At 44.0% G+C, this 12532-nt stretch carries 11 protein-coding genes; 4 read left to right on the top strand and 7 right to left on the bottom strand.

Features of this window, described 5'->3' with window-relative positions; genetic code table 11:
* Window positions 1–354: 354 nt before the first annotated feature.
* From PLE34_RS13410 to PLE34_RS13430, 5 genes are all read right to left on the bottom strand, one after another.
* A complete protein-coding gene (locus PLE34_RS13410; RefSeq protein WP_324557772.1) occupies window positions 355–1107 on the bottom strand; it encodes a DUF2249 domain-containing protein in 753 nt (250 codons plus the stop codon).
* A 189-nt stretch (window positions 1108–1296) separates the two neighbouring features.
* Entirely contained in the window at window positions 1297–2019 is a 723-nt protein-coding gene (locus PLE34_RS13415; RefSeq protein WP_324557773.1) for an RluA family pseudouridine synthase, read from the bottom strand.
* Between the two features lie 6 nt (window positions 2020–2025).
* On the bottom strand, window positions 2026–3453 hold the full coding sequence (locus tag PLE34_RS13420; protein WP_324557774.1) for a pseudouridine synthase: 1428 nt from the start codon (window positions 3451–3453) through the stop codon (window positions 2026–2028).
* A gap of 42 nt (window positions 3454–3495) precedes the next feature.
* Complete coding sequence (gene rlmN, locus PLE34_RS13425) at window positions 3496–4548, bottom strand: dual-specificity RNA methyltransferase RlmN (protein ID WP_324557776.1); 1053 nt, start codon at window positions 4546–4548, stop codon at window positions 3496–3498.
* A 21-nt stretch (window positions 4549–4569) separates the two neighbouring features.
* On the bottom strand, window positions 4570–5823 hold the full coding sequence (locus PLE34_RS13430) for a sterol desaturase family protein (protein WP_324557778.1): 1254 nt from the start codon (window positions 5821–5823) through the stop codon (window positions 4570–4572).
* Between PLE34_RS13430 and PLE34_RS13435 the strand changes: the two genes are divergently transcribed.
* Window positions 5789–7831 (top strand): LTA synthase family protein, encoded by a 2043-nt coding sequence (locus PLE34_RS13435; RefSeq protein ID WP_324557780.1) that lies wholly within the window; start codon window positions 5789–5791, stop codon window positions 7829–7831. The genes PLE34_RS13430 and PLE34_RS13435 overlap by 35 nt on opposite strands.
* A gap of 434 nt (window positions 7832–8265) precedes the next feature.
* Here the strand turns inward: PLE34_RS13435 and PLE34_RS13440 are convergent, their stop codons facing one another.
* Complete coding sequence (locus tag PLE34_RS13440; RefSeq protein WP_324557782.1) at window positions 8266–9153, bottom strand: cupin-like domain-containing protein; 888 nt, start codon at window positions 9151–9153, stop codon at window positions 8266–8268.
* A gap of 172 nt (window positions 9154–9325) precedes the next feature.
* Between PLE34_RS13440 and PLE34_RS13445 the strand changes: the two genes are divergently transcribed.
* The 3 genes from PLE34_RS13445 (at window position 9326) to PLE34_RS13455 (ending at window position 11797) form a co-directional block, all read left to right on the top strand.
* A complete protein-coding gene (locus PLE34_RS13445) occupies window positions 9326–9922 on the top strand; it encodes an acyl carrier protein phosphodiesterase (protein WP_324557784.1) in 597 nt (198 codons plus the stop codon).
* A gap of 83 nt (window positions 9923–10005) precedes the next feature.
* Window positions 10006–10662, top strand: coding sequence for a DUF2911 domain-containing protein (locus PLE34_RS13450; RefSeq protein WP_324557785.1), 657 nt, complete (start codon window positions 10006–10008; stop codon window positions 10660–10662).
* An 85-nt stretch (window positions 10663–10747) separates the two neighbouring features.
* Window positions 10748–11797: a 3-oxoacyl-ACP synthase III family protein gene (locus tag PLE34_RS13455; protein WP_324557787.1), complete on the top strand. Its 1050-nt coding sequence runs from the start codon at window positions 10748–10750 to the stop codon at window positions 11795–11797.
* Here the strand turns inward: PLE34_RS13455 and mtgA are convergent.
* Window positions 11783–12511: a monofunctional biosynthetic peptidoglycan transglycosylase gene (gene mtgA, locus PLE34_RS13460; protein WP_324557789.1), complete on the bottom strand. Its 729-nt coding sequence runs from the start codon at window positions 12509–12511 to the stop codon at window positions 11783–11785. The genes PLE34_RS13455 and mtgA overlap by 15 nt on opposite strands.
* Between the last annotated feature and the right edge of the window lie 21 nt (window positions 12512–12532).

Raw genomic sequence — 12532 nt, forward strand, 5'->3', positions numbered from 1 at the left:
AGGGAACGAGAGATGTTTAAATTTACATTTTTCTTTCTAAAGTCTGCATTTTGGGGTCTCGCTAAAGCCCCATTATGCATTCAATAGTAAGCTATGATGACCCGCCGGGAAAATAATTATCTGAAGATTGATTGTGGAGAACTTTTGATTTCAACTAAATAATAATCAGTCTGTAGAGTAAATAAATGGTTGAAACTCACCGGCCTTTTCGTGGCACACGGCGTCTCGCGGGACAAAAATTATGATAATAGATTGTGTATGCCTTGCACCAAAAAATAAACAAACTCATTATCAATCTTTACAGATCAACAAAAAACCTTAGCTTAACGACTATGATTTTGCACGAGTAAGCAGCTATCCTTTTGTTTTGATCACCCGCACCTTCCATTCTTCGGGTCCCTTCTGAAGGTATTCCCATTTAAAAGGCTCCTTGCTTTCTGCTTCCATCTGGTAATAAAGCGGTTTCGGATCATGGTCGTTGATGAATTCAAAAGCTTCACCTGGTTTTATATCGGCAAAGGCTTTATAAAACATTTCATGACGTTCTGTTGGTGGAAAGGGCCGGATGTCAAACTCATTGACTACCGAGAAACCATCTTCTCCCAGGCCGCTCTTTACCTTTTTTGTAATGTGCACAACGTATTCACCGGGTTCCTGCTTTTTGTATATCCAGGAATGCTTTCCTTCAAACTTATTAACGAAAATGCCATGAATGTCTTTAGGGTCTTTCTCAGCGATGAGCTCCATCGTATCGCCCTGCTCCATCATGCCATAGCGATGGAATACAATTTGTTTCCACTCCCCTTCACGGGCTTTCCGAAGGTCGAGCAGGGTAGATATGTCCGTAAATGTCCTGCCCTGCGAAGCTTCTGTACGGGTAACTTTCACCTTCCATTCTCTTCCACCCCGGTTGAGGTATTCCCATCCTACCACATCTCCATAAATGGAGCGGAATTCATAATAAAGTGGTAGAGGATCATGATCGTTGATAAAGACAAAGCTATCGCCAACAGGCAGTTCCCTGAAGCGTTGTATTAACGTTTTATGCCTTTCAATAGGAATAAGCACCCGCACATCCAGCTCTCCGGCTTCTGATTTGTTATCCATGATGAATTGATTTTTATTAACGGTTACTATTTACTGCTATCAATGGCAATATTACCATTATATGGGGATGCATGTTTACTAAAAGTGGAAATTCATCAGTACACGAAATATCCCGGAACGTAAAATATCGGGGTGCTGTTGATGCAAGTTGAATAGGAAGCCAGGGAGAAGAAGCAACATGCGGAGCATTCAGCCTTTCCATTTTCGCAACTGCTGCAGAAAGGCGCGCATATCTTTTGGAAGTGGCGCTTCAAGCAAACGCTTTTGCTTTTTAGCATCCGTGAATTGCAATTGTTCAGCATGAAGCGCTAAGCGGTTAAACAATGGCTTTTCTTCGTCCTCTTTCTTTGAAAGATTGAATTTCTTTTTGATTGCCGACAACATTACAGGCTCACCATTTCCATATAAGGGATCACATACTATGGGGTTGCCTATGTGCTTCATATGTACCCGTATCTGGTGCGTACGACCCGTGTGTATGCGAAACCGCATTAATGAAAAATTGCCAAAGCTTTCGGTGAGCGTATAGTCTGTAAGCGCAGGCTTGCCTTTTTTATTGGTTACCATCAGTCCCCTTTTTACAGGGTGCTCCATGATGGCGGCATCAACCGAACCGCTTTCGGCAGAAGGAATACCATGCACCAGGCCGGTATAATATTTTTCTACTTCCCTACCTTCAAACTGCTTCGATAAAAACTTATGGCTAACCTCATCTTTGGCAAATACAATGATGCCACTCGTATCTTTATCTAAGCGGTGCACCGTCCATATCTGGCCGTATTTCTGTTGCAATAATTGTTTTAAGGCGATTTCTTTTCCTTCCCTGTCGGGTACCGACAATAAGCCAGACGGTTTGTTGACTACAACAATAGCCTCATCTTCAAAAATAATTTCGGGTTTTAATTTTTGCACAGCAGGTCAGGAAGTTTTTTTGTTGCCGAAAGAAGTATTCAGGTGCTTTAGTAAGCGGATCTCTTTTTCCGTAAGCAGACGCCACTTGCCCCTGTCTACATTTTTTTTGGTGAAGATGCCATACATCACCCTGTCGAGGTTTTTTACTTTAAATCCTAAGTGTTCAAAAATACGTCTCACGATCCGGTTTTTGCCGCTGTGAATTTCTATGCCTACGATGCTTTTATCTTTTGAGTCGGCGTAAGCTACAGCATCCGGCTGAATAAATCCGTCTTCCAGCGTAATACCACTGGCAATTTTATCCAACTGCGCCTTAGTAACAGGTTTGTCTACCCGAACTTCATAAATTTTCTTTACCTCATATTTCGGATGGGTGAGCCGTTGTGCCAGTTCTCCGTCATTGGTAAGCAATAGCACGCCAGTTGTATTCCTGTCTAAGCGTCCTACCGGGAATACTCGTTCCTCAGTTGCCCGTTTTACCAGGTCCATTACGGTTTTACGTCCTTCAGGATCATCAGTGGTGGTAATATAATCCTTAGGTTTATTAAGCAGGATGTACACCAGGTTTTTTTGTATGGCTATTTTCTTGCCATTTACCTTAATATTGTCGCTTTGACTTACCCTGAAAGGCGGCTCCTTAATAACCTGGTTATTTACGATCACCTTGCCGGCTTTAATCAGGCCGGCCGCTTCCCGCCTGCCACAAACCCCGCTCCACGCTATGAATTTGTTTAATGGCATTTGATCTTTGGCCGCATCGCCTGGTGAAGGTTGCTTATTACCGGGTATAGATTTTTTCGGGGCCTGTATCGTTTTTTTATGGATAGATTTTGCTGTACGATCCGTGCTATCGCGGCGACCGTCATCATGCTTCCGTATCCCGGAGGCTCTGCCCTGTTCTTTATTGCCTGAAATCCGTTCCCCGGTGCCTGCTTTTGCTTCCCGGGCCTTATTTACTACAACTTGCTTTCCGCTTCCGTGCTCTTCTCTTCCTTCCTTCCTGTAACCTGTATGCTGTATCCTGGAACTTGTATCCTGAAACCTGTAACCTTTATGCTCTCTTTTATCCCCTGAATGCTGTTCTCCGGAACTTGTTGTTGTTCTTCCCCCTTTTTTTAAGCCGGGCTTATGCTTTATATCCCCGTTTCTGCTGCCCGCTTTTCGCACCCCGGAAACATTGCTTTGTGGTGTTTCGTTCTTTTTACCCTCAACCCTCAACCCTCTACCCTTAACCTTGTAATCTGTACCCTGTTCCCTGTCCCCTGCAACCTGTGTCCTGCCTCCGGCCCTTCTTTCACGCGCTAATTTTTTTTGCTCATCAAAATACGCGTTCTTCTCAGCTCTGATCTTCTTTTTCTCCTGGCGTATTCTTTCTTTTTTCTTTGCGCCACTCTCCACCTTGTTAATGAACTTATCGAATGGTTTTTTACTCATGTTAAAAAGTTTACCGTACAATACGGTAATAGTTGTGAAAGATCAATGGTTTTCTTTATTTGCTAATTGCCCGCACGCCGCGTCAATATCCTTTCCCCTGCTTCTTCTCAGCCTTGCATTCACCCTGTTCCTTTCAAGATACTGCATGAAATTTTCAGTAGTAGCTTCATCGGGCTTTGAAAAACTGGCGAGGTCTATAGGATTATATTCAATAATATTTACTAAATCCGCCGGTATCTGCCGGTATACTTTTACCAGCTCATCCGCATCCTGCAGCGAATCATTAAAATCCTTAAAGAGAATGTATTCTAAGGTAATTTCATTGTGCGTTTGCTTATAAAAGTAATTCAGCGCATCTATTAACGATTTAATATTGTTGGTATCATTGATAGGCATGATCTCGTGCCGCTTTTTATCATTAGCGGCATGTAAGGAAAGCGCCAGCTTAAATTTTACCTGGTCGTCTCCCAGTTGCCTGATCATTTTGGCCACACCGGCAGTAGAAACAGTAATACGCCTGGGACTCATTCCCAGTCCATCGGGCGATGAAATACGTTCAATGGCTTTTAATACGTTTTTATAATTGAGCAGTGGTTCGCCCATTCCCATAAAAACAATATTGCTCAGTTTCTTTTGATATGTTTTTTCCGCCTGCTGATGGATTAATACCACTTCATCATAGATCTCGTCAAAATGGAGGTTACGCTTCCGGTCCATATAGCCGGTAGCACAGAATTTACAACTCAGGCTGCAGCCAATCTGGGAAGATACACAGGCCGTTTGTCTTGATTCGGTTGGAATAAGCACGCCCTCCACCAGGTGGCCATCAACCGTTTTGAAACGGCTTTTAATAGTGCCATCTGCCGAAAACTGGGAGGCGTCTACGGTTAAGGCAGGCAAATTGAAATCTTCGCTTAGCTTGATCCTCAGGGCTTTACTCAAATTAGTCATTGCCTCAAAGCTATGAGCGTGTTTTTGCCAAAGCCATTCATATACCTGGTTGGCCCTGAATTTTTTATCCCCCGCTTTTTCGAAATATTGCTGTATCTCCTCCAGGCTTAGATCACGAATATTTGTTTTTTTTGCCGGCTGCATCTTGCAAAGATATACAAAGGTTTACGGTTGATGAATTTGCTTCCGGTAAACAAACCATGCGGTAGTAAAAGTGGCCGCTATAAAATAAAGGATCAGCAGGGCATTGATGACCATATTGCCATCCCCGGCGCCAAACCAGCCACCCTGCCGGTAAAGAATGGTGATACCAAAAATATTTTTCAGGCTTTCCCATACCAGTGCGGATACGTTCCCGTCGGCCAAATCGGTAAAAGCATACACATGCAGGAAAATAAATAACCCGTAAATGAAAATTCCCGGGCTGCCTATGGAGGCGATGTTGGCAAATAAATAAGATACAAAAGCAAGCAGCACTAACAATTGCACCCAGCTCCAGGCCTGCAATGCCGTTGAACTGGCAGGGTTATATTTTTCAAAATGATACACATCTTCAATTTTGTATACCGGGTACTTTTCATTTACATCGGCAGGGCGCCAGCCGGTAGGCATTAGCCAGATGCGCCATTTGTCTTTCATGCTTTTGGTTCGCCAGGCGTCTGTAATGAGCAGCCAAAGGTGCTGAAAATTAATTTTAACAGGATTCCAGGTTTGTGCCGGCCGGGTAATGCCGTATACGGGCGGAACATCCGGCAGTTCGGGCTGGTAGGTGCCAAACCATTTATCCCATAAAATGAAGATCTGTCCGTAGTTCTTATCTATGTATTCCTTATTAATGGCATGGTGTACCCTGTGATGCGAAGGGGTAACAATAATTTTTTCTAAGAAACCCATTTTGCCGATATGCTGTGTATGGTACCAGAATTGAGCAAACAGGTGCAGGGGCGCCACTATAGCAATTACCTGCCCGGGTACGCCCAATAGCGCCGCGGGTAAAAGAAAAATGACGAAAATGCTTATAATCCCTGAAATGCTCTGGCGCAGAGCACAGGCCAAATTAAACTCCTCGCTGCTATGGTGGATGATATGATTGTTCCAGAAGAAATTGTATTCATGCGCGATGCGGTGCGTCCAGTAGCCCGAAAAATCCAGCGCAATAAAAGCGATAGCATAGGTAAGCACCGCGTTTTTTACGTGCACTACTGCCAGTTGGTCGTACATCCATTCGTAGGAGATAACAATAATGCTCAGTCCCAGCACATCTTTGGTAACATTGGTAACGCCGCTGCTCAGGCTGCTGATCATATCCATATTGCGCACGGTGTCATTACCTTTTTTCCAGCCGTACCATTTTTCAAACAATACCAGTATCAAAAACGCCGGCATGGCAACCAGTAATATCTTTCCATACGTTTCCATCGGCTATTGCAGATTCAATAAAGTTACAGATCATTTAAAAATTCATGCCTTAATAATAACACTTAATTTGCAGGTAAATTGTTATTTAAGTAAAGCATTGGAGCGATTCATGGGCAGCCCTTTATTCAACTGGCGGAAAACAGCACCCCTTTTATTTTTTTTGAGGTACTACCTTTTTTGGGTACTTGTTTTTTTCCTGCAGCGCCTTGTATTTGTATTGTATTACTACAGCCAGTTTCGGGAAGCCGGACCGGAGAAAATGCTGCAGGCTTTTGTATATGGATTACGGCTCGACCTGTCCATGACCGGCTATTTTGCAGCTATTCCGCTGCTTTTATTCATTGCCCAGCAGTTTACTAAAACTTTGTTCTTTAAAAAGGCATTAAAAATTTATACCTGGCTATTGCTTTTGACAACTACGCTTATTTCCGGTGGCGATCTGGGTATATATGAGAACTGGGGCGTAAAGCTCAATTACCGCGCCGTTTCTATGCTGGCGCACCCTGCCGAAGCTTTTGAAACCAGCAAATCTGCCCCGCTGCTGGTTCTCCTGCTGATCATGCTGGCTCAGCTTGTTGCTGCGGGCATTATATACCGGCTGTTGGTAAACAAAATGAAGATACCGGCAGGAAAATTACTGAGCCATGAAAAGATCGCATATTCCGTTCAGCTGCTGCTGATACCTGTATTCATTTTTCTAAGCATCCGTGGTGGCTGGCAGCAAATACCGGTCAATGAAAGCGTGGCTTATTTCAGCGCTTACCCGGTAGCCAATCATGCCGCAGTAAATACTCCGTGGCATCTCAGCAGTAGTGTTTTAAAGAACCGCCATAGCGGGCAAAAAAACATATACACGTATTTACCCGCTGGTGAAGCGGCTGAAAGAGTTGGTCATTTATACCAAAAGTATAGTGATGATTCAACCCGGTTTATATTAACGCAGCAAAGGCCTAACATCGTTTTTATCCAGTTAGAGAGCTTTACTGCCGGTGTTATACAGGAGCTTGGAGGAGATAGCGGTGTGGCGCCTAATATGAGTAAGCTGATCGGGGAAGGGATTTTATTTACAGATATATACGCGAGTGGCGTACGCACCGACCAGGGCATTATTGCTTTGCTGGGCGGGTTTCCTGCACAACCCCAAACCAATATTGTTAATCAGCCCGAAAAGCTAGAGCAGATGCCCTTCCTTTCCCTTATGCTTAAAAAAGAAAATTATTATAATGCATTTTATTACGGTGGTGAGCTGAGCTTCGGTCGTTTTAATGCCATCGCCCATCGTGCGGGCTTTGATCAGATCGTGGGTTTAGAAGATTTTTCGGATGCCGGATTGTTCAATAAATGGGGAGCCGATGATAAGAGCCTGTTAGATAAATATGTAGCAGAAATGCAGCATCCTGCACAGCCGTTTTTTTCCTACATCATTACTTCAAGCAGTCATGAGCCCTTTACCGTACCCATGCCCACTGTTTTTGCGGGCGATTCCCATAATGAGCAGTTTAAGAACGCCTGCTATTTTACCGACCATTCGCTGGGGGTGTTTTTTGAAGCGGCAAAGAAAATGGACTGGTATAAAAACACGCTCTTTGTTTTAGTGGCCGATCATGGGCACCATCTCCCCGGAGACAGGAAGTTTAATGAACCTGCGCGGTATCATATTCCACTTATTTTTTTCGGAGAGGTGCTGAAGGAAGCGTACCGGGGGCAAAAGATCGCCGGCATGGGTTCACAAACCGACATCGCCACTACCCTGCTTAAACAGTTGCAGATAACAGATACCGCTTTTAAATGGGGAAATGACTTATTGAATCCCAGCAGGAAGCCCTTTGCATTCTATACCTTCGATGACGGCTTTGCCTGGCTAACGGCAAAAGACACGCTGATATTTGATAACCGGGCAAAGCGGCTGCTGTACCCGTTAGAAAAATCCTTTGGTCAGCCCGACAGCCTGCTCACTACCGGTAAGGCCTACATGCAAATACTGTACGAAGCTTTTTTAAACTATTAATACCGGCAGGTTATACACCAGCCTGTTTTGGAACAGGCTTTGGAATAACGATAAGGCATCGTTGTGTTAGTCAACAAAAATGCCGGCGATAGACATCACCGGCCTGTGCTTACCTCTGAAACCACAAAAAGAAAAAGTTGATATGCAGGTTGCATTAATAAATACAAAACATTTTGATTTGTTACCCATTGCTCAGATCAGCAAACGGGTTGCAATCCATATTGAATACGGTATAGAATTTGACTGTAAAAAATATCAGATTTTAAAAAACGGAGACTGGACAATAATGAGCGGAAGATTGGATATTAATACCAGTGTTAATCAGTGTAATCTCTTATGCAAAAGTAAATGATTGTATTAATATTTCAAATAAAAGTTGAATGTGTTTCCTGCTATAGGTCCATTTTTCCTTTCCGTAGCTTAACCGGTTTCATTTAAGCTTTTGCTTCCTGCATTGCCTTTTGTGCGGCAGCCATGGCCTTTTCTTTCTTAAGATCATCCCACCATACCGGAGCGGTTTTTTTTAAAAGGGTATCTATATTACGCATGCCAATTAAGTTCCATGCGCCTCTTATCTTACCGCCTACACCTTGCTGGAGTGCCCTGAGGCTCATGGCAAAGCCGCTTTCCAAATATTCCATATGATGCCAGTAACCGGCCGGCATAAATAAAGTATCGCCATGCTCCAGCGTTACCTCATAGCCTTTGGCCAGCTTTAAGGCAGGAAACTTTTCATAATCGGGCGTGCCATTGTGCCTGTAATAATGGGAAAAGTCGGCCAGGCTTAAAACTTCGTAAGGCTTCCTGTATAGTTTGTGCTGCTCTTCATAGGGGAACAGCAAAACCTTTTTCCGGCCTATGAATTGTGTATGCATAATATGCGAAAGATCCATATCAAAATGCAGGTGCGTAACGGAACTCGCTCCTCCAACAAAAAGCATAGGGAAGCGCTTTAGAAACCCATTCATTAAGTCGTCCGGCCATTCAAAATCGTGGGTCAGTTGAGGTGCATGATCAAAAATATTAAACAAAAAAATGCGCCAGCCTGCCGGCCCTTTCCGGATCATATCAACATAGGCGCTAAAAGTGGTATAGTCATCGGCCCTGTTCACCGGGGTATAGGCATCACCCTTGTTATTATTATAAATGCCCACCCGTTTATCTCCTGCTACCTCTTTAAAATAGTCCCATGTCCATTTATGATATGCCGGCCAATCTTTTGCTATGCTTTTTATTACTAAAGGTTTTCGCGGCTCATAATATTGCTTTCTAAAAATGGCGGGTGTAATGGTGTCTATAGTTTCAACAGGTTGTAACAGCATATATCCATATTTAGTACCTGCAAAAATAATTCTTCCCAGGTAACCAGTTGTTAAAGGCTTAATAATATGAGAAATATAAAAATGAGGCTAAATGCCGGTATTATCTTACATTAGAAAGATGTAATGCTTGCCGTCATGGCTTTACTTACCATCTATATCTTCATCAGCACATATGAACTATCTCGCTCATGCCTGTTTGTCGTTTCGTCAGCCGGAAATACTGGTGGGGAATATGATCAGTGATTTTGTGAAAGGCAAAAAGAAAGAAAATTATCCCGGGCTTATTCAGAAGGGGATCATGCTGCACCGGGCCATTGACGCTTTTACAGATACGCATGAAGCTACAAGGCAGGCGAAACGATTTTTTAGTCCGTATTACCGCCTGTATGCAGGCGCCTTTGTGGATGTGGTATACGATCACTTCCTTGCCAATGACAACAATGAATTTAACCAGGGCCAGCTAATGGAATTTTCGCAGGAAACCTACACCCTGCTTAACCGGTTTACTGCTCAGCTTCCTGCTCCCTTCGCCGCCATGCTCCCCTATATGGAAAAGCAGAACTGGCTGTATAACTACCGGTACCGGTGGGGAATCCAAAACAGCTTTGGAGGATTAGTGCACCGCGCTGCATATTTAACGGAAAGCGCGCCGGCTTTTGCCATTTTTGAAAAGCACTATTATGAGCTTCATGAATGCTATGCCGCTTTTTTCCCCACCCTAAAACAGATGGCCTGGCAGCATTTCCAGTCTCTTTTTCCTGCCTCATAAGCACCGGGATAGATCATTATTAGCTTTTTCGTAAACATCCAAACCTGTACATTTGTTGCATTATAAAAGACCGGGCTTGGCATATGACTCATTCGCGCTGCAATTTGTATGGCATCGTTATTATATTTATTATATTGTTGTGTACGGTGCTCTGTGCCTGCCATACTAACCCGCAATCGCAAACAACCCCGGCAGATTCCACCGTTTTGCCCGTTCCCCGGCAGGAAGGCGGCAATACATTATCCCTGTTAGATAAATCACCATTAGATATTGCATATTATCCTCCGGAATATCCCAAGCTGAAGATGATAGGTAAAGCAGCATCCCTGCCCGTGTTCAGGGTAATTTACAGCCGGCCGCAAAAAAACGGCAGAAAGATTTTCGGATCAGTAGTAAAATATGGCGAACACTGGCGGCTTGGAGCAAATGAAGCTACTGAAATAGAAATTTTCGGGCCCGTTATCATACAGCAAACAAAAGTTCCACCCGGCCGGTATGTGCTGTACTGTATACCCCAACCGGCAGAATGGACGCTTATTTTGAACAGCGACCTGTACAGCTGGGGACTGATAATAGATGCCGCTAAAGATATTTTTAAATTCACTGTGCCTACCATACCGGTACCCAATCCTATAGAAGCTTTCACTATAGAAACCGGAGAAAACGAAGAAGGTGCATTGCTATGGATCGGCTGGGATGATACCAAAGTTGTTCTGCCCATGCAGTTAAACAGCAAATAAAATCAAGGAGCTTCCCTCAATTCTTTCTATATTTCCAATGCAGTACCGGGTATTGCTTTATTTTTTAACCGTTAAAACGCTTGCTATGTTGCGCACAAAAATCGCGGGAATAGGAATGTATCTTCCGGAACAGGTTGTGTCTAATAATGATCTCACAAAATATATGGACACCAATGATGCATGGATACAGGAACGTACGGGTATCAAAGAAAGAAGGTATGCCGAACGTACCGGCGAAACCACCACCACTATGGGGGTAGAGGCAGCGAAAATAGCAATGGAAAGAGCCGGTACCACGGCACAGGAAATAGATTTTATCATTTTTGCCACGTTAAGCCCCGATTATTATTTTCCCGGCTGTGGCGTACTGGTGCAGCGCGCTTTGAAAATGAAAGAAGTGGGCGCATTAGACGTTCGTAACCAGTGCAGCGGATTTATATACGCCCTAAGCATAGGCGACCAGTTCATTAAATCAGGAATGTATAAGAATATTTTGGTGATAGGCAGTGAAAAACATTCGTTCGGACTGGATTTCAGCACCCGTGGACGCAATGTATCTGTTATTTTTGGAGATGGCGCCGGCGCTGTAATATTACAACCCGCAACCAATGATAACCAGGGTATATTAAGCACGCATTTGCACAGCGATGGCGAAAGTGCCGAACTGTTAGCCATGTATAATCCGGGTACACATGCCAACCACTGGACCGGTAAAAAGCTGGCGGATTTTGATGATGCGGAAATAGCAAACATGTTTATGAGCCATGCCATGATTGATCACGCGCAGAATTTTCCGTTTATGGATGGGCCCGCCGTATTTAAAAAGGCTGTGGTAAAAATGCCTGAAGTAGTAATGGAAGCGCTTACGGCTAACCGGCTTACCCCGGCCGACATCAATATGCTGATACCGCACCAGGCCAATTTGCGCATTAGCCAGTTTGTTCAGCAGCAGTTGGGGTTAAGAGACGACCAGGTATACAATAACATTCAGCAATATGGTAACACTACTGCCGCATCTATACCGATAGCCTGGTGCGAAGCCTGGGAAAAAGGCAAAATAAAAGAAGGGGATCTTGTGTGCCTGGCCTCATTTGGGAGTGGCTTTACCTGGGGCAGCGCTTTACTTCGATGGTGAGTTAGTTGTTCTGGCTTTGGCCCCCGGCAAAACATTTTTAATATCCGTGTCGCCCTGCAGGTTATTCATTTGCAATAACACCCACGGATACCGTGCCGCTACAAAACGGGAAAGCGGCTTTACGGTATACCTTACAGGATTGGGAAGCGATGAAGCGATCATGGCCGCTTCCGTTCGGGAGAGCTTCGAGGCGGGTTTCTTAAAATAATACTGTGCGGCAGCTTCAATGCCAAATACGCCCTTACCCATTTCCACTACATTAAGATACACCTCCAGGATGCGCTCTTTGCCCCATATCCATTCAATCATAAATGTAAAATAGGTTTCCAGTCCCTTACGCAACCAGTTACGGCGCTGCCATAAGAAAACATTTTTTGCTGTTTGCTGGCTAATGGTTGATGCGCCTGCAATCCTGTTCTTCTTTTGCTGGTTCTTTTCAATCGCTTTCTGAATACTTTTCCAGTCAAATCCATTGTGATCGGTAAAAAGCTGGTCCTCCGAAGCAATTACAGCCAGGCCCGCATGGGGAGAAATTTTATCAGCGGCCACATAATCCCGTTTAAGCCCATTGCCACCCAGCAGGCTGCCTAACTGTGTAAGAGTCACAGGAGGGTTGATCCATTTCAGCATAATAATATATACAAATTGTAAAATGAAAAGGATCAGGAACAGTCTTTTACAGAACCGCCACACGCGGACCAAGAAATTTTTCACAATATGCAAATAATAAAGCTG

Origin of the sequence: Agriterribacter sp. (genome assembly GCF_035445465.1) — a bacterium.
GTDB lineage: Bacteria > Bacteroidota > Bacteroidia > Chitinophagales > Chitinophagaceae > Agriterribacter.